This window comes from Candidatus Nitrospira bockiana (assembly GCF_965152565.1).
The window spans coordinates 1,317,742-1,336,251 of sequence record NZ_OZ224215.1 but is presented as its reverse complement, the minus strand read 5'-3'; the positions used below and the strand labels follow the sequence as shown (position 1 = coordinate 1,336,251).

At 63.4% G+C, this 18,510-nt stretch carries 15 protein-coding genes and 1 tRNA gene; 15 read left to right on the top strand and 1 reads right to left on the bottom strand.

Translation table 11 applies throughout. The features are described from left to right. Nucleotides 1-7 precede the first annotated feature (7 nt). The 3 genes from ACWHYV_RS06545 (at nucleotide 8) to ACWHYV_RS06535 (ending at nucleotide 5,368) form a co-directional block, all read left to right on the top strand. Nucleotides 8-2,089 carry an alpha-1,4-glucan--maltose-1-phosphate maltosyltransferase gene (locus tag ACWHYV_RS06545; protein WP_447979856.1) on the top strand — a complete coding sequence of 694 codons (2,082 nt, stop codon included), beginning with the start codon at nucleotides 8-10 and terminating at the stop codon, nucleotides 2,087-2,089. A 67-nt stretch (nucleotides 2,090-2,156) separates the two neighbouring features. Beyond that, on the top strand, nucleotides 2,157-3,800 hold the full coding sequence (gene treS, locus ACWHYV_RS06540) for a maltose alpha-D-glucosyltransferase (RefSeq protein ID WP_447979855.1): 1,644 nt from the start codon (nucleotides 2,157-2,159) through the stop codon (nucleotides 3,798-3,800). Then, nucleotides 3,797-5,368: a maltokinase N-terminal cap-like domain-containing protein gene (locus tag ACWHYV_RS06535; RefSeq protein WP_447979854.1), complete on the top strand. Its 1,572-nt coding sequence runs from the start codon at nucleotides 3,797-3,799 to the stop codon at nucleotides 5,366-5,368. The genes treS and ACWHYV_RS06535 overlap by 4 nt, the downstream gene beginning before the upstream one ends. Nucleotides 5,369-5,437: 69 nt before the next feature. Here ACWHYV_RS06535 and ACWHYV_RS06530 read toward each other — a convergent pair whose 3' ends face one another. Continuing rightward, nucleotides 5,438-6,055, bottom strand: a complete 618-nt coding sequence (locus ACWHYV_RS06530) for a YajG family lipoprotein (RefSeq protein WP_447979853.1) — start codon at nucleotides 6,053-6,055, stop codon at nucleotides 5,438-5,440. Between the two features lie 265 nt (nucleotides 6,056-6,320). Between ACWHYV_RS06530 and ACWHYV_RS06525 the strand changes: the two genes are divergently transcribed. From ACWHYV_RS06525 to kdpC, 12 genes are all read left to right on the top strand, one after another. Then, nucleotides 6,321-7,283, top strand: coding sequence for an ABC transporter ATP-binding protein (locus tag ACWHYV_RS06525; RefSeq protein ID WP_447979852.1), 963 nt, complete (start codon nucleotides 6,321-6,323; stop codon nucleotides 7,281-7,283). Then, entirely contained in the window at nucleotides 7,280-8,050 is a 771-nt protein-coding gene (locus ACWHYV_RS06520; protein WP_447979851.1) for an ABC transporter permease, read from the top strand. Before ACWHYV_RS06525 ends, ACWHYV_RS06520 begins: the two co-directional genes overlap by 4 nt. A gap of 13 nt (nucleotides 8,051-8,063) precedes the next feature. Beyond that, the gene (locus ACWHYV_RS06515; protein WP_447979850.1) at nucleotides 8,064-9,593 is read left to right on the top strand and encodes a DUF4350 domain-containing protein; all 1,530 of its coding nucleotides are present in this window, start codon (nucleotides 8,064-8,066) and stop codon (nucleotides 9,591-9,593) included. Nucleotides 9,594-9,686: 93 nt separating this feature from the next. Continuing rightward, nucleotides 9,687-11,051 (top strand): DUF4340 domain-containing protein, encoded by a 1,365-nt coding sequence (locus ACWHYV_RS06510; protein WP_447979849.1) that lies wholly within the window; start codon nucleotides 9,687-9,689, stop codon nucleotides 11,049-11,051. 71 nt (nucleotides 11,052-11,122) lie between these two features. Next, a complete protein-coding gene (locus ACWHYV_RS06505; protein ID WP_447979848.1) occupies nucleotides 11,123-11,506 on the top strand; it encodes a hypothetical protein in 384 nt (127 codons plus the stop codon). 149 nt (nucleotides 11,507-11,655) lie between these two features. After that, a tRNA-Arg gene (locus ACWHYV_RS06500) sits at nucleotides 11,656-11,732 on the top strand. 659 nt (nucleotides 11,733-12,391) lie between these two features. Next, a complete protein-coding gene (locus ACWHYV_RS06495) occupies nucleotides 12,392-13,639 on the top strand; it encodes an outer membrane beta-barrel protein (RefSeq protein ID WP_447979847.1) in 1,248 nt (415 codons plus the stop codon). A gap of 62 nt (nucleotides 13,640-13,701) precedes the next feature. After that, on the top strand, nucleotides 13,702-13,824 hold the full coding sequence (locus ACWHYV_RS06490; RefSeq protein ID WP_447979846.1) for a hypothetical protein: 123 nt from the start codon (nucleotides 13,702-13,704) through the stop codon (nucleotides 13,822-13,824). Nucleotides 13,825-13,834: 10 nt separating this feature from the next. Further along, a complete protein-coding gene (kdpF, locus tag ACWHYV_RS06485) occupies nucleotides 13,835-13,924 on the top strand; it encodes a K(+)-transporting ATPase subunit F (protein ID WP_447979845.1) in 90 nt (29 codons plus the stop codon). Next, nucleotides 13,924-15,753 carry a potassium-transporting ATPase subunit KdpA gene (gene kdpA, locus ACWHYV_RS06480; RefSeq protein ID WP_447979844.1) on the top strand — a complete coding sequence of 610 codons (1,830 nt, stop codon included), beginning with the start codon at nucleotides 13,924-13,926 and terminating at the stop codon, nucleotides 15,751-15,753. The genes kdpF and kdpA overlap by 1 nt, the downstream gene beginning before the upstream one ends. Beyond that, entirely contained in the window at nucleotides 15,750-17,867 is a 2,118-nt protein-coding gene (gene kdpB / locus ACWHYV_RS06475; protein WP_447979843.1) for a potassium-transporting ATPase subunit KdpB, read from the top strand. Before kdpA ends, kdpB begins: the two co-directional genes overlap by 4 nt. A 7-nt stretch (nucleotides 17,868-17,874) precedes the next feature. Further along, the gene (gene kdpC, locus ACWHYV_RS06470; RefSeq protein ID WP_447979842.1) at nucleotides 17,875-18,447 is read left to right on the top strand and encodes a potassium-transporting ATPase subunit KdpC; all 573 of its coding nucleotides are present in this window, start codon (nucleotides 17,875-17,877) and stop codon (nucleotides 18,445-18,447) included. Nucleotides 18,448-18,510 lie beyond the last annotated feature (63 nt).

The window sequence follows — 18,510 nt, the reverse complement described above, 5'->3', positions numbered from 1 at the left end:
GCGGACGATGAGCTCACGGACACCGCGAGAGGAAGAGAAGAAGGGCGCGTCGCCGAGGGCGACGCTCAGCGCGCCGCGCCCGGCCGACGAGCCGGCTCCCGCGCGCGAGCTTCCCGACGGCCTCGCCACGATCGTGATCGAGCGGGTCGCTCCCGAGCTCGACGGCGGGCGCTACCCGGTCAAGCGAGAAGTGGGGGACCGCTTGGAGGTCACCGCGGACATCTTCAAGGAAGGCCACGACGTGTTGGCCGCGGTCGTCCGCTTTCGAAAGGCCGATGAATCGGCGTGGCGAGAGTCCCCCATGGTCCATGTCGACAACGATCGCTGGGCCGGATGGTTCGACCTGACCGAGAACACGCGCTACCGCTACACGATCGTCGCCTGGGTCTCCCCCTTCGAATCGTGGCGGCAAGAGATCGCCAAGAAACTCAAGACCCAGCCGGACATCGGAAGCGAGCTGTTGGAGGGACGCGCCTTGGTCGAGGCGGCAGCCGAGCGCGCGCACGGGAGCGACCAGGTTCAGCTTCGGCAGAGCCTGCATCGATGGACGACATCAGCGACGCAGGCCGAACAGGCCGACTGGGCGCTCGCCGAGAGCCTGGCGCAACTCGTGCGCGTCCATGAGGAGCGGGGCGCGCTCACGATCTATCCCAAAGAGCTCGAGGTCGTGGTCGATCGCGTCCTCGCCCGGTACGGCGCCTGGTACGAGATGTTCCCGCGTTCGCAGGGCACCGTGCCCGGCCGAAGCGCCACGTTCAAAGATTGCGAGCGCCGGCTCCCGGCGATCCAGGCGATGGGGTTCGATGTCCTGTACCTGCCGCCGATCCACCCGATCGGCCGGACGAACCGGAAGGGCCCGAACAACCGGCTCGACGCGGGACCTGACGACCCCGGAAGCCCCTATGCGATCGGCAACGAGCACGGGGGGCACGATGCCGTCGAGCCGAGCCTCGGAACGCTCCAGGATTTCGACCGGTTCGTGGCCGCCGTCCGGCGTCACGGCATGGAAGTCGCCCTGGACTTCGCGATCAACTGCTCGCCGGATCATCCATACGTCAGGCAGCACCCCGAGTGGTTCTATCACCGACCGGACGGGACCATCAAATACGCCGAGAACCCGCCGAAGAAGTACCAGGACATCTATCCGCTGGACTTCTACTGCCGAGACTGGCGGGCGCTCTGGAACGAGATGAAACGGATCATCCTGTTCTGGATCGACCACGGGGTCCATATCTTCCGGGTCGACAATCCGCACACCAAACCGGTGATGTTCTGGGAATGGCTGATCCGCGAGGTTCAGCGGAACCACCCGGAGGTGATCTTCCTGTCCGAGGCCTTTACGCGGCCGAAGATGATGCGGGCGCTCGCGAAGGCCGGCTTCACGCAGTCGTACACGTACTTCACCTGGCGCAACTCGAAGCAAGAGCTGACCGACTACTTGACGGAGCTGACCCAGAGCGAGATGAAGGAATACTTTCGGCCGAACTTCTTTACGAACACGCCGGACATCCTGCCGGAGATCCTCCAACAAGGCGGCCGGCCCGCGTTCATGTCGCGCCTGGTCCTCGCCGCCACCCTGTCGCCGTCGTACGGGATCTACAACGGCTACGAGCTGTGCGAGAACCGCGCCATCCCCGGCACCGAGGAATATCTCCACTCCGAGAAATACGAGTACAAGGTGTGGGATTGGGATCGTCCGGGCAACCTCGTCGACTACATCACCACCGTCAATCGGATCCGCCGAGAGCAGCCGGCGCTGCATGAATATGAAAATCTGCGTTTCTACGAGACGGACAACGACCAGGTCCTCTATTACGGAAAGACGACCTTCGACCGGCTGAATACGGTGCTCGTGGCCGTCAACCTCAACCCGTTCCAAACGCAGACCGCCCGCCTGGTCATCCCGCTCGCCGACCTGGGCATCCGTGCGGACGAGACCTATCAGCTCCATGACCTGCTGACCGAGCGCCGGTATCTCGTGACCGGGGACACCCACACGATCCTGTTGGACCCGTTCCGAGATCCCGCGGCGATTTTCGCGGTCCGGCGCTGGACGCGGCGGGAGCAGGACTATGACTATTTCATGTAGCAGAGAAGCACTCAGCCGCCAGCGATCACCAAATCCCAAAGCTGATGGCTGAGAGCTGATGGCTTGAATGACTGATCCTCTCTGGTACAAAGACGCGATCATCTACGAGCTGCACGTCAAGGCGTTCCTGGATTCGAACGCCAACGGCATCGGCGACTTCCGCGGGCTGACCGAGAAGCTCGACTACATCCAGGATCTTGGCGTCACGGCCCTGTGGCTGCTGCCGATGTATCCCTCGCCGTTCAAAGACGACGGTTACGACATCGCCGACTATCTCGACATCCACAAAGACTACGGGACGATGAAGGACTTCGAGGTCTTTCTCGATGAAGCCCATCGCCGCGGGATCCGCGTCATCACCGAGTTGGTCATCAACCATACGTCGGATCAGCACCCGTGGTTCCAGGAGGCCCGCCGGAACCCCTCTTCACCGTACCGCGACTACTACGTCTGGAGCGACACGGACAAGAAATACGCCGGGACGCGGATCATCTTCACGGACACCGAACGATCCAATTGGGCGTGGGACCCGGAGGCCAAGCTCTACTACTGGCACCGGTTCTTCAGCCACCAGCCCGATCTGAACTTCGACAACCCGCGCGTCCTGGAAGAAGTCATCACGATCATGAAGTTCTGGCTGAGCAAGGGCGTCGACGGCTTGCGGGTCGACGCCGTGCCGTACCTGGTCGAGCGCGAAGGAACGAGTTGCGAGAACCTCCCCGAGACGCACGAGATCCTCAAGGAGATCCGGCGGGCGGTCGACGCCGAGTTCGAGGACCGCATGCTGCTCGCCGAAGCGAACCAATGGCCGGCCGACGTCCGGCCCTATTTCGCCAACGGCGACGAGTTCCACATGGCCTTCCATTTCCCCTTGATGCCCCGCATCTTCATGGCGATCAAGAAGGCCGACCGCCATCCGATCACCGAGATCCTGATGCAGACGCCGCCGATCCCCCCCAACTGCCAATGGGCGCTGTTCCTCAGGAACCACGATGAGCTGACCCTGGAGATGGTCACCGACGACGAGCGCGACTATCTCTACCGCGAGTACTGCACCGATCCCCGCATGCGCATCAACATCGGCATTCGCCGGCGGCTGGCCCCGCTGATGGACAACGACCGTCGGAAGATCGAGCTGCTCAACAGCCTGCTGCTCACGATGCCGGGCACCCCGGTCCTCTATTACGGCGACGAGCTGGGGATGGGGGACAATATTTATCTGGGCGACCGCAACGGGGTGCGCACGCCCATGCAGTGGACGGGGGACCGGAACGCCGGGTTCTCGCGCGCGGAGACCGCGCAGTTGTACCTGCCGCTGAACGTGGATCCGGTTTACGGCTATCAGGCCTTGAACGTCGAGGCGCAGCTCCGGGTTCCGAACTCGCTGCTCAACTGGACGAAGCGGATGCTGGCCGTCCGCAAACGGCACAAGACGTTCGGCCGCGGCACCTTGGAGTTCCTCAAGCCGGCCAACCGCTCGATTCTGGCCTACGTGCGGAAGTACGAAGGAGAGACCTTGCTGATCGTCAACAACCTCGCGGGCACCGCCCAGCCCGTCGAGCTGGACCTGCGCCGTTTCATCGGGGCCGACGTGGTCGAGCTCATCGGAGAAACACGGTTTCCACGAGTCGCCGAGCACCCCTATCAGCTCAGCCTCGCGCCCTACGGCTACTACTGGTTTCGCATCGAGCAGAAGATCGGGCGTCGATGATCGTGGAGGCCGACATCCGGGCGGCCGTCGACGCCTTGCATCGGGACGCCGACCGCCTCCCCGCTTACCTGGTTCAGCAGCGCTGGTTCCGCGCGAAGGACCGCCGGATCGAGACGGTCCGCCTCTTCGACTATGCCCCGGTCCCCCGCAGCGGGCGCCCGATGGTGCTCGCGATCGTCCAAGTCGATTATGCCGACGGCCCGCCCGACCTCTACCTCGTCCCGCTCGTCATCGTTCCCCCGTCCGGACAGGAACGCTCGAGCCCCACGCTTCCGCTCCCCACGCTCGAACCACGGAAGGCCGTCGACGCGACCGCGGATGAAGCCGGATGCCTGGCCCTGATCGACGGCATCGTGAACGAATGCCAGTGGACGAGCGAGCGCGGGCTCTTCACCGGGCGGCGGACGTCGGCGGCCGCCGGCCTCCTCGACGCCCCCGTTCGGCACGCCAGGCGGCTCTCGGGCGAGCAGAGCAACACCTCGGTCGTCTGTGACGACCGGGTGATGCTGAAGGTCCTCCGGAAAGTGGAGCCGGGCATCAACCCGGATCGCGAGGTCCTCCACTTCCTCACGACGCACACCGACTTTCGACACGTTCCCGTGTTCCTTGGAGCCGTGGAGTACGAAGCCTCCTCCCCGGACGGCACGCTGCTCCAGGCCTCCGCCGCCCTGCTCCAGACGTTCATTCCGAATCGCGGCGATGCGTGGCGGTATGCCGTGTCGGAGGCCCGGCAGGTGCAGGCGACCCTACAGGAGGAGCCGGCGAGTCCGCGCGAGGTCGAGGCGGTCGTTCAGCGGCGGTCGGGGCCGTTCATCGAGCAGATGCAGCGGCTGGGGAGCGTTACCGCCGCGCTCCACCGGGCGCTCGGCCGAGAGACCGACGATCCGGCCTTCCGGCCCGAACCGGTCTCGCGGCTCGATTGGCAGGCCTGGCACGATGGGATGGTCGATCAGATCCGCGCCGTCCTGTCGCAGCTACGCCGCGGTTCAGCGGCCTCCGGCACACGGTCGGCCGATCTGCGCGACGTGGAAGAGATCCAACGGCGGAGCCTGGCCACCTGTGAGGGATGGACCCGGTTCGAGGCGGAAACACTTGAGAAGATCCGGGTCCACGGCGATTATCATTTGGGCCAGGTCATCCGGAGCGAGACGGATCAGGCCTGGGTGATCCTGGACTTCGAGGGCGAACCCGCCCGTCCCCTCGCGGCGCGGCGCGCCAAGCAGTGTGCGTTGAAAGATGTGGCCGGGATGTTGCGGTCGTTCGATTACGCAGCCTCGACCGCGTACGGACCGGAACGGCGCGAGGCCCGCGAGGTTCGGTTGGCCGAGGCCTGGGTCGGCCTCGCCCGCCGCGCGTTCTTGGACGGCTATCTCGAGGCGGCCCCGGTCGGGCAGGTCTCTTTCCTCCCCGCGGACCGCGCTCGATTCACCGAATTACTGGCGCTGTTCGAATTGGACAAGGCCGTCTACGAGCTCGGGTACGAACTCAACAACCGCCCGGATTGGATCGGGATACCGCTCGACGGCATCCGGCGGTTGCTCGGGTTGGCCGGCACTCCCCCCTCGTAGCCGGCCCTCGACGAGGGCCAGGCGCCTCGGCCCTCTCCGCCGCGTGTCGGGTCAGTCCGGTTCCACCCCCTACTGCTTCAAGCGCAGCAGCCGGTTCTCGAACTTCGTATCGGTGACCAGCTTGTCGAGGCTTTCCACCAGGACGTCGTTGAGCAGCTTCTGGGCATCTTCCGGATCGAACCAGAAGACGTTCTCGTTGCCGGCGCCGTTGAGCGTCATCCGGACGATGCTGCCGTCCGCGGCATTCTGCGCCTGGATCGCGATCTTGGTCTTCGCCGCGATCTCCGTCTTCATGAACTTGCTCTGCGCGTCGACCGAGAGCGTGAGGATCTTGCCCGAGAGGACCACGTCGGGCTTCTCAACCCCGTCCAAGGACCGCGCCATCTCGACGTGCCAGCCCTTCGCCTTCAGGTAATCGTGCACCGCCTTCGCCACCGCCTCGCCGGCTTTACCTCCCGGGATCTCGAAATAGGACTGCCCGCCCCAAAAATGTTGGCGCGTGCCCAGACGGCCCTGTTCCGGCCTGGTGTCCTCGAACGTCTCGATGGCCACATGCGCCTCAGGCTTGGCCGCGCTCGTCTGGACGACGGGGATCAGGTTGATCGGAACCACTTCGCCTTTCGCCGCACATCCGGCGAGCAGCAGGCCTGCGATGAAGCCGACGAGGTAGTGACCGGCATCTTTCACGATCTCCTCCTTTTCAAATCGTGGGTCGGGGCCGCGTGGACGGACGGGCCAAGGAGTCGAACCGGCCGGCGGCGACCGCTCATTAAGGGGAGGTACTATATCAAAATCCCGTGACCAGGCAAATGCGCGGACCCGTCCGGCCTTCGGGCTTGACTGGCCCGAACCCGATGGTTATCATCCCTCCCGCGACCCGCGGGCCGGTTGTTGAGGCCGCGGGTTCTCTTATGGCCAGAACCTTCCGACCTGCCGCGCCAGCCGTCTCCCGATGATCGAAGTCGTCGACGTGACCAAGCGGTATGGCCACCTGACGGCCATCGACCGCGTCAGCTTCACCGTGGCCAAGGGCGAGGTCCTCGCCTTCCTCGGCCCCAACGGAGCCGGGAAGACGACGACCATGCGCATCCTGACCTGCTTCATGCCGGCCACGGAAGGGACCGCGCGGGTGGCCGGGTATGACTGCTTCGAGCAGCCGCAGGAGGTCAAACGCCGCGTCGGCTATCTGCCCGAGACCCCGCCCCTCTACCAGGAGCTGACGGTCACCGAGTACCTGACCTTTACGGGGCGGCTCAAAGGGATGAGCGCCGCCGATCTGCGGGCGCGGCAAGCCCAGGTCGTCGAGCGGCTGTCGCTGGGCGACGTGCGACATCGGTTGATCGGCAACCTCTCCCGCGGCTACAAGCAGCGCGTCGGCCTCGCTCAGGCCCTGCTGCACGACCCTCCGGTGTTGATCCTCGACGAGCCGACGGTGGGCCTGGACCCGAAGCAGATCATCGAGATCCGCGATCTGATCAAGAGCCTGGCCGGGTCGCACACGGTGATCTTGAGCACGCACATCCTGCCCGAGGCCACCGCGGTGTGCCAGCGGGTGGTGATCATCAACGCCGGCCGGATCGTGGCGGAGGACACGCCCGAGCGACTCTCGGCGCGGCTCCGCCGGTCGGAGAAAATCAGCGTGACGATCAAGAACGCGCCGAGCGACGCCGCGCAGCGGCTCCGGACGCTGCCGGGGATCGTCGGCCTGTTCGAGCAATCGGAGCCGGGGACCTACTTGGTCGAATGCGAGTTGGGGCGCGACATCCGTGAGGACATCGCGCGCTTCGTGGTCGGCCAAGGATGGGGGTTGTTGGAGCTGAAAACGATCACGATGACGCTCGAGGACGTCTTCTTGCGCCTGACCCAGCACGAAGAAGGGATCGCCGAAGCCGCCGCGCAGAAGGCCACGCCATGACGCCGGTCAACGCTCTCGTCGCGAAAGAGCTTCGGTCCTATTTCGTCTCCCCCGTGGTCTACGTGGTGGGCGCGGTCTTTTTGTTGATCTTCGGGCTGTTCTCCTATGCCTACGTCTTCGGCGCCGGGGTCCGCGCCATGCAACTCATGCAGATCCAAGGCGCCGCCGCGCAGCTCAACCTGAACGATCTCGTCTTCCGCCCCACGTTCTACAACATGGCGCTGGTCCTGGTGCTGATCCTGCCCATCCTGACGATGCGGCTGTTCGCCGAGGAGCGGAAGCTGAAGACGTTCGAATTGCTGCTCACCTCTCCGATCGGCCTCAATGAAATCGTCGTCGGCAAGTTCCTCAGCGTCTACCTCGTCTACCTGGGCCTGCTCGCGTTGACCGGCTTCGTGCCGCTGATCCTCTCCGCCTTCAGCAGCTTCGATTGGAACCCGGTATTCAGCGGCTATCTCGGGCTCGTCCTGCTGGGCGCCCTGTTCCTGGCGACGGGCCTGCTGGCTTCGGCGATGACGGAAAACCAGATCATCGCCGCGTTCCTCAGCCTCGGCTTTCTCCTGATCCTGTGGTTGCTGGGCGCCTTCGGGGGCATGATCGGCGACAGCCCGCTGGGCACGCTCCTCTCCTATGTCTCGTTCATCGAGCACTACGATCGGCTGGTCCGCGGGCTGATCGAGGCGAAGGACCTCGTCTACTACCTCTCGGGAATCATCCTCATGCTCTTTCTCGCCTATCGGGTCGTCGAGGCCCAACGGTGGAAGTAGGGAGGCGACGCCGATGGGGATGACTCGCTTCACACCGGCATTGGGCATCGTCGGCGCGGCGCTCGCCGTCGGCGGCCTCGTCCTCTACAGCCTCGCTCCCGAGAAGCTCTGGCTGGTCACGGCGTTCGAAGTCCTCGGGCTCGTCGGCCTGGTGGGATTCTTCGTCGCGCACTTCGAGGCCCTCAAGGCGTTTTCGGCGCGCCGGTCCACCCGCTTGGGATTCAACAGCATCCTCATGGTCCTGCTGTTCGTCGGGATCCTCGTCATCGTCAACTTCCTGGCCGCCCGGCATTCGACGCGCTGGGATTTCTCGGAAACGCAGCACTTTACGCTGGCGCCGCAGACGTTTCAGGTGCTGCGCGGCTTGAAGCAGGACGTCAAGTTCACGGTGTTCACCCAGGAACGCAGCCCGTCGTTCACGACCTACCGGGACCTCCTCGACAGCTACCGGCAGGCCAGCGACAAGGTGAAGGTCGAGTTCGTCGATCCCGAGCGAAAGCCGGGCGTCGCACGACAGTACGGGATCTCGCGCCTGGACACCGCGGTCGTCGAGAGCGGGGAGCAGTCCACCCGGGTGACCGCACCGTCCGAAGCGGAATTGACCGGCGCCGTCGTCCGGGTCTCCCGAGAATCCAAGAAGAAGGTGCGCTTCTTGGAAGGGCACGGGGAGCATGCGATCGGGGACACCGAACGGATGGGCTTTTCCCTCGTGAAGGATGCCCTGGCGAAACAAGGCTACGACACCGCCACGCTGTCCCTATTGCAAGAGAGCGAGGTGCCGGCGGGCACGGCCGTGCTGGTCGTCGCAGGGCCGCGCCGCCCGGTGACGCAGGAAGAGCAGCAACGCCTCCAGCGTTACGTCGCGAGCGGCGGGCGCGTCTTGATCATGCTCGACCCCGACGTCGAGGCCGATTTGGGATGGCTGCTCGGGCAGTGGGGCGTGGAAGCCGGCAAGGGCGTCCTGGTCGATCTGCAGGACCGCTTGGCGCAGGGCGATCTCACCGCCCTGCTCGTTCGCACGTTCACCCACCATGACATTACCCAGGATCTGACCTCGGCGGTCCTCTTCCCCACGGCCCGCCATCTCGTCTTTCATGAGGATCAAGGCAAGGATTGGGAGCATGTGCCGCTGGCCCGCACGTCGCCGCGAAGCTGGGCCGAGACGGACTTGAAGGGACGGGTCGTGAGCTTCAACGCGCAGGAGGACGTGCAAGGCCCGCTGCCGCTGGCGTTCGCGCTCACGCCGAAGACACGCCCGGAGGCCGGTAAACCGAGCCCGGCCGTCGTCGTGATCGGCAATTCCTCGTTTGCAGCCAACGCCTACGTCAACTTTCCCGGGAACACGGACTTCTTGCTGCACGTCATCGGCTGGCTCGCCGAAGAGCGCGACCTGATCTCGATCACGGCCAAGGAACCGGCCTTCCGTCCCTTCATCCCCAATCCGATGCAAGAACGCGTGCTCCTGTACGTGCAGGTCCTCCTCCTTCCCTCACTGACGTTTCTCTGGGGCATGATGATCTGGAGAAAACGACGCCGGCTCTGACGCCGGCTCTAATGGGAAACGGCTTACGCCGACGTCACGGCCGGCGATCGCCCACGTTCACCTCGAGCCGACGCACAGCGGTCACTTGAAGGCATGAGACGACACTGGTTGACCATCCTGATGGCGCTCACGCTCGCTGGTCTCGGAGCCTACGTGTACTTCGTCGACCTCCCGACGGAGCGGTCGAAAACCGAGGCCGAGACCGCCGAGAAGCAAATTCTGCCGTTCACCGAGCGCGAGATCAGCGGCCTCACGGTGCGGACGGCGACCGGCGAGATCGTGCTGACCAAGAACGACAAGTGGCAGATTACCTCCCCGCTCCAAGCCGAGGCCGATGCACGGACGGTGGAGGGGATGGTCCGCGCCTTGGTCGTCGGGAAAGTCACCCGGGTCGTCGAAGACCAGGCGGCGGCGTTGGCGCCCTTCGGGCTGGACCCGCCGGCGGTGTCGCTGGTCGTCAGCGCCGACGGCCGGCAGGAGACCCTGTCCATCGGGGACAGCGGGCCGATTTCCTCCACGCTGTACGCCATGCGCGCGTCCGACAAGAAGGTGCTGTTGACGGATCTTGCCGCGAAGGACTTCCTCAATAAGACGCTCTTCAATCTCCGCAAAAAGGATATCGTGCCCGTGACCGCCGGTCAGGTGGACCGGGTCCGCTTGACCTACCCCAAGACGGAGATCGTGTTGTATCGATCGGACAAGGATAAGGCCAAGCCGAAGTGGGTGATCCGCTATCCCATCGAGGCGCAGGCGGACCAGCCCGAAGTGCGGACGCTGCTGCTGAAAATCGAGGACCTCAAGGCGATCGGCTTTGTCGATCCCGGGCCCGAGCGCGACGAGCTGGTGAGGCGGTTGACGAAGCCCGATGTAAAGGTCACGCTGCACGCGGGCGGCAATGACGTCATGGTCAAGCTCTACCAACCGGACCCGAACAGCGGGGAGGCGTTCGCCGTGACGAACGGGGACGGCCCGGTCTACCGGATCAACCCGATGGCGATCAAAGAGCTGACGAAGGAGCTGTTCACGTTGCAGGACAAGCGGCTCCTGGGCGTCGAGGGGGACGACATCGCCATGCTGGAGGTCAAAACTCGGACCGAACACTATACGTTGATCCGGCAGAACAATGTGTGGGTGCTGGAGGAGGAGCCGGCGAAGGCCCTCGACCAGGAGAAGGCGGCCGTCTTCGTGAGCCGGGTGGTCGAGCTGCCGGCTGAAATCCGCGTGGTGAAACAAGCGGGGCCGTTGGCGCCCTACGGCCTGGCGTCGCCGGCGGCGGAGTTCACGGCCATAGGAAAGGACGGCAAGGTCGCGGGCCGGCTGGCGTTGGGGTCGCAAACCGGCGGGCTGGTCTACGCCATCGGGCGCGGCTTACCGGGCCTGTACCAAGCACGGTCGGATCTGCTCACGCAAGTTCCGACGAGACACGAGCTGTTTGCCGCGCGGAGTGAAGGAACGTAAGTACATGTCCTATTGCCAATCGCCGGTGATGGCCCTATAGTGATGCACCTGACTTCTATAAGGAGGGACTGATGACTATCCGATCTCTTTCTCTCGTCTCGATCATCGCAGCCGGTCTCATGCTGGGCGCTTGTGCCGGGAGCGACAAAGGTGGGATGGCCGGCTCGAACGGAAGCTCGATGAGCGCGACGAGCGGAACGAATGCGGCCGCCGACCCTCTACAGGCGTGCCTGAACAGCATCCCGAAAGACGCCACGGCGGGACAGCGCTCGGTGGCGGAGCAAACGTGCCGGCGTGATTTCGGACAGCAGGACGCCCGCCCGGTCGCCTCAGGCACCCCCGGCGACACCCTGGAAGCGTGCATGGCGCGGATCCCGAAAGACGCGACCCCCGGCCAACGCATGGTGGCCGAGGAAAGCTGTCGCCGGGACGAAGAGGCACGCAGGCGCTTTTAGCCGACCCGCGCGTCACGACGACCCGCGGGTCTCCGCTCGGGCGCAACTCCTCCGAGTTGCGCCCGACCCGCGTCTAGAGCTCGGTTCCCCCACCAGGTTTCCGGCAAACCCTAGACTTCCTCTCCCCCTGTCGGGTATCGTACCGCTACGCCCCCGTAGCTCAGTCGGATAGAGCAGCGGTTTCCTAAACCGCGGGTCGCACGTTCAATTCGTGTCGGGGGCACCATCCCTCGCTTGGCGTGTGCCGCCGCGTTGAGCCATCGCGGCGGAGATCCAAGACCTCCAGTCATCTTCCTTCTCCATCCCTCGCTTGGCGTGTGCCGCCGCGTTGAGCCATCGCGGCGGAGATCCAAGACCTCCAGTCATCTTCCTTCTCCATCCCTCGCTTGGCGTGTGCCGCCGCGTTGAGCCATCGCGGCGGAGATCCAAGACCTCCGGTCATCTTCCCTCTTGATCCCTCGCCAGGGTGTGCTGTCACGTTGAGCGATGGCGGCGATGATCTTTTCAATCAGTGCTTTCTTTCCTGATAGATTTGCTGACTGCGATAAGGAGGAGCAATAAGCGGCCGGTGAAGCCGAGCTAGACGCCGCGCCGCGGGCTTAACCTCACATGATCGATTGTCATGCTGTTGCATGGCTGCCTCACTCAAGACCCGATCAAGCGTCTAATCCGCCTTCTCTCCCGTCCTCCGCAAGCCTGCCTCTGATCACGCATTCTGGCTATTCCAGTGGTCGAACTAACCAAGCAGCCGAAGCCAACGGTCCCACCGAAAAGAGCGAACGAAGATCAGAATCCTTCCCTCGAAATTTGACACCGTCTTTATACCGGTCACGATAGGCTTGAGACAGAACTTCGAGGTTGCCCACTGTTCAACGAGCTACACCAATGCATCACGAGTTTAAAGTCCGGAGGCAAACGACCGAACTCGTTCTCGCCTTCACTGTCGTATTGTCCCTAGCGACTCCAGCCTGGCCTCAAAGCCACTCCCATCTTCCAACGAAAGAAGACCTGCGCGAAGGACCGAGAGTGCATCCAACCAGCGAGCCGCCTCACCAGGGACAAGCCTCTCAATCATTCTGGCACCACGGTGGCTTCGTGGACCTCGGCTATGCACTCAACTTCAATTTCCCTGAGAACCATCTGTTTCGCAACCGCGCCACAACGCCCCGAGTCAATGAGTTGGATGTGAATATGGCGGCCCTTTACCTCCAAAAGGATGCGTCCGAGCAGTCCCGGTTTGGTCTAGAACTGCTGGCGCAGGGCGGGCAGGACTCCAAGGACTTCGCGTTTGGCGTCAGGCTGCCCCATCTCCCGGGCTCCTCCTGGCTGCGACACCTCGGCCGCGCCAACGTCTCCTATCTCGCTCCGGTCGGTAACGGATTGACCATCCAAGCCGGTATTTTCAACAGCCTCATCGGCTACGAGTCGCTCTACGCCAAGGACAACTTCAACTACACGCGAGCCTGGATTGCCGATTATTCCCCGTACCTGATGATGGGAGTGAACGCCGTCTATCCCTTCACGGATCAGTGGACCGGGGCGGTCTTCATCATCAACGAATACTTCCATCTGCAGAACGCCAACAGCCTCCCGAGCTATGGGGCGCAACTCGCGTATACGCCGACATCTTCGTGGACCCTCAAGGAAACCATCTATTACGGGCCGGATCAATCGAACACGTCTCTGGAATTCTGGCGGTTATTTTCCGACAGCATCGTCGAATGGACAATCAGCGACGATGTGACCCTTGCCGGCGAGTATCAGGTGGGGACCCAAAAGACCGCCGGTGCGATCGGCGAGCCGCGTGCCTTTTACATGGGGGCAGCGTTCCCCATGCGGTGGCACATTACGGGACCGTGGAGCGTCGCGCTCAGGCCGGAAGTGTATTGGGACCGCAATGGCCTCATCACCGGCTTCGAGCAGCTCATCCGAGCGGTCACGACGACGGCGGAGTACAGACTGCCGTACAAGCGGACCACCACCATCATGCGCTTGGAATATCGCTATGACGAATCGAGAGGACCGGGCGGGGGATTCTTCAAAGGGAATGAGATCGCACCCGGAGTGATCGGCCTCACGCCCGCCCAGCACATGGTCATCTTCAGCGTGATCTGGACGATGGACTCGCCTTAGGGTCAGGTATTCGGCGGATCACTTTTTACACCGTTTTTACATCCCCCGTGATACCGATAAACATGGCCGCATTTCTCGACATGGTGCGAGTGGTGCCGGAGCCGATGGATATCCTCTTCGTCGCGGTCACGCTGCTGTTCTTTGCCCTCTCGGCCTGGCTGGTTTCGGCGCTGGATCGGCTGTAGGCGTGTGAGCATGAATGCCATGTATTGGATCGGCGGCGTGCTCTCCTTGGGGCTTCTCGTCTATCTCATGATCGCCCTCCTCAAAGCGGAGTGGTTCTGATGACCCTGAACGGTGCAAGTCAGATCGCGGTGTACTTCGGCGTCTTCCTCGCGCTGGTCAAGCCGCTCGGCTGGTACATGGCGCGGGTGTACGAGGACAAACGCTGCGGTCTCGATGTCGTGCTCGGACCGGCTGAACGACTCATCTATCGCCTCGCCGGTGTGGACGAAGCTGAGATGCACTGGAAGACGTATGCCCTCGCGATGCTCCTGTTCAACGCCGTTGGACTCGCGGTCCTCTACGCGCTCCAGCGGGGGCAGGGGTGGCTGCCGCTGAATCCGGCCGGCGTAGCGGCGGTCGCGCCGGATCTCGCCTTCAATACGGCGGTCAGCTTCACGACGAATACCAATTGGCAGGCCTACGGCGGTGAGACGACCCTGAGCTCTCTCACGCAGATGCTCGGCCTCACCGTCCAACACTTTGTGTCGGCCGCCACCGGCATGGCGATCTTGGTCGCCTTGATTCGAGGCCTGGCGCGACGGACGGCGGAGACGATCGGCAATTTTTGGCGAGACCTCGTCCGGACCGTCTTGTACATTCTTCTCCCGCTTGCGGCGCTCATGGCGCTGCTCTTGGTTTCGCAAGGCGTTGTGCAGACCTTAGGGTCCTCCCAAACCTCGACACTGGTCCAGCCGACCCACTATGCCAACCCGGTGACCGATACCAACGGCCGGCCCGTGCTGGACGAGAAGGGGCAACCGAAGACCGAGGATACGACGGCTGTGCAGCAGGTGCTGGCTGTCGGACCGGCCGCCTCACAGATCGCGATCAAGCAACTGGGGACGAACGGCGGGGGCTTCTTCAACGTCAATTCGGCACATCCGTTTGAGAACCCGACGCCCTTGTCCAACTTTGCGGAGCTCCTCGCCATCCTGCTGATTCCGGCCGCGCTCTGCTACACCTTTGGGGTCATGGTGCGCGATACCCGACAAGGATGGGCTCTTCTTGCCGCGATGACCATTCTGCTGCTGTGTGTCATTCCTCCGGGGCTGTGGGCCGAACAACAGGGCAATCCGGCCTTCATCCCCTTCGGGATCGATCAAACCCCCAGCTCGGAACAAGCGGGCGGGAATATGGAAGGGAAAGAAGCACGGTTTGGAATCGCCCCTTCCGTCTTGTGGGCGGCCGCGACGACGGCTGCGTCGAACGGCTCGGTGAATTCCATGCATGATTCCTACACCCCACTCGGGGGCCTTGTGCCCCTCCTGCTCATGCACTTCGGAGAAGTAGTGTTCGGCGGAGTGGGCTCCGGGCTCTACGGCATGATCGTCTTTGCCATCATTACCGTGTTCGTGGCCGGGCTCATGGTCGGTCGGACGCCGGAATATCTTGGCAAGAAAATCGAACCTTACGAAATAAAAATGGCCTCGCTGGTCATCCTGATCATGCCGATCGTCGTGCTCGGTCTGACCGCGGTGGCGGTTGCCACCAATACCGGCAGGTCCTCCGTGCTCAATCCGGGGCCGCACGGGTTCAGCGAGATCCTGTATGCCTTCACGTCACAGGGCAACAACAACGGGAGCGCCTTTGCCGGCCTCAACGCGAACACGCCCTTTTACAACACGACCGGCGCCGTCGCGATGCTGATCGCCCGGTTCTGGCTCGCCATTCCGACGTTGGCATTGGCCGGCGCTTTGGCCCGGAAGAAATTGGTGCCCGCAGGGCCAGGGACATTGCCGACCCACACCCCGCTGTTCGTGGTGCTGCTCCTCGGTGTCGTCGTCCTGGTCGGCGCCCTGACCTTTGTGCCCGCATTGGCGCTCGGCCCGATCGTGGAGCACCTCGTGATGACGACGTCAGTGCACGGCTCGGTGGGGGCGATACGATGACGGCTGGTGGGAAGCAGCCAAAAGGCCGCTCGCTCTTTGACGCGACGATCGTCCGCCAGGCTATGGTCGATGCCTGTTGGAAGCTCGGCCCTCGCCATCAAGTCAAGAACCCCGTCATGTTCGTGGTGTGGGTCGGCAGTATCGTCACGACCGGGCTCCTCGTGCAGGCCTGGGTCGACACGGGCGAGGCGCCGGCCGGGTTCATCCTGGCCATTGCCCTCTGGCTCTGGTTCACAGTCTTGTTTGCGAACGTTGCCGAAGCGATGGCGGAAGGACGCGGCAAGGCCCAGGCCGACTCGCTGCGACAGGCTCGCCGGGAGATGCAGGCCAAGAAACTGGGCAGGCCGACGGCGGGCCGCGAGTGCATCATTGCGCCGAGTTCTCTCGGACGGCCGGGCGAGGTCTATGTGATGGAGCCCGCCAGCCTGCTCAAGAAGGGCGACCTGGTGCTGGCCGAAGCCGGGGATTTCATCCCAGCCGATGGCGAGGTGATCGAGGGCGTGGCCTCCGTTGACGAGAGCGCGATCACCGGCGAAAGCGCTCCCGTCATTCGAGAGCCGGGCGACCGGAGCGCCGTCACGGGCGGCACACGGGTGCTCTCGGACTGGCTGATCATTCGCGTCACGTCGAGTCCCGGCGAGAGTTTTCTCGATCGGATGATCGCGATGGTTGAAGGGGCCAAGCGGCAAAAGACCCCGAACGAGATCGCCTTGAACATTTTGCTGGCCGCCCTCACCGTCATCTTCCTCTTGGCGACCGTCACCCTGCTTCCGTTTTCGATCTACAGCGTTCAAGCCGCCGGTTCCGGCACGCCGGTCACGGTCACCGTGCTCATCGCCCTCCTCGTCTGCTTGATCCCGACGACCATCGGGGCCTTGCTCTCAGCAATCGGCATCGCCGGCATGGACCGGATGGTTCAGGCGAATGTCATTGCGACGTCGGGGAAAGCCATAGAGGCGGCGGGCGACGTGGACGTGCTCCTGCTCGATAAAACTGGAACCATTACGTTGGGCAATCGACAGGCTACGGCCTTTCTTCCAGCCCAGGGAGTCGACGAGAAAGCACTCGCCGATGCAGCGCAGCTGTCCTCCCTGGCCGATGAAACGCCCGAAGGACGGAGTATCGTTATTTTGGCCAAGGAGCGCTATGGTCTTCGCGCGCGTGAGATTCATGAATTGGGCGCGACGTTCATTCCCTTCACCGCACACACGCGCATGAGCGGCGTGAACCTCAATGGAAGGGAGATCCGGAAAGGGGCGGCCGATACCATCGAGGCCTACGTCAAGCAACAGGGCGGTACGTTCGCATCCTCGGTTCGTGAGACGGTTGAGACGATTGCCGCACAAGGCGGGACGCCGTTGGTCGTGGCTGAAGGCGGGAAGGTCCTCGGCGTCATCCATTTGAAAGACATCGTCAAGGGCGGCATCAAAGATCGGTTTGCTCAGCTGCGCCACATGGGCATCAAGACCATCATGATTACCGGCGATAACCCACTGACCGCCGCCGCCGTTGCGGCCGAGGCGGGAGTGGATGATTTCCTGGCCCAGGCGACCCCGGAGACCAAGCTCCAGCTGATCCGAGATTTACAAGCAGGAGGACGACTCGTCGCCATGACCGGGGATGGGACGAATGACGCCCCGGCACTTGCGCAGGCCGACGTCGCCGTAGCGATGAACACGGGCACGCAGGCGGCAAAGGAAGCGGGCAATCTCGTTGATCTGGATTCCAACCCGACCAAGCTACTGGAGGTGGTCGAGATCGGGAAGCAGTTGTTGATGACCAGGGGAGCGCTGACGACGTTCAGCATCGCGAATGACGTCGCCAAATACTTTGCGATCATCCCGGCCGCCTTTGCGACGACCTATCCGGTCCTCGGTCGTCTCAACGTCATGCATCTCGCCACACCGGAAAGCGCGGTCCTGTCGGCGGTCATGAACGCCCTGATCATCATCGCGCTGATTCCCCTGGCCTTGAGAGGCATCAAGTACCGGCCGCTTGGGGCAGGACTCCTGTTGCGGCGCCACCTGCTGATGTACGGGTTAGGCGGCATCCTCGTTCCCTTCGTCGGCATCAAATTGATCGATCTGCTGCTCGTCGCGCTCCATCTCGTGTGAGCTCAGCATGAAAGAGCAATGGCGGCCCGCTGGCATGCTGCTGATCATTTTGATGGTCCTCACGGGTGTCGTCTATCCACTGACGGTGACGGCTCTTGCGCAGCTGCTGTTTCCGTACCAGGCGAACGGCAGCTTGATCGTCCGGGATGGCACAATCGTCGGCTCCGAATTGATCGGTCAGCCCTTTGAGGCCCCTCAATATTTTTGGAGTCGCCCGTCCGCCACCGTTCCGTTTCCTTACAATGCCGGCTCCTCATCGGGCTCAAATCTCGGTCCCACCAATCCCGTCCTGATTGAGCGGGTGAAGGCGCGAGTCGCGGCGCTGAACGCAGCGGATCCCGCTAACACACGAGCAGTCCCCGTCGATCTTGTGACGGCGTCGGGCAGCGGGTTGGACCCACACATCAGCCCGGCGGCGGCCGAGTACCAGATCGGCCGGGTGGCGCGAGCGCGGCGGATGAGTGAAAGCCTCGTTCGTCGCCTTGTGGAGGAGCACACGGAAGGCCGGCAGGTTGGATTCCTCGGTGAGCCGCGTGTCAATGTGTTGCGGCTCAACCTGGCCCTCGATCTAACGCGTTAATCAACCGCCTGCAGGCGTCGCGCGCTCTTGCACGCCACCTCTCACGCTCGTACACTGGTTGAA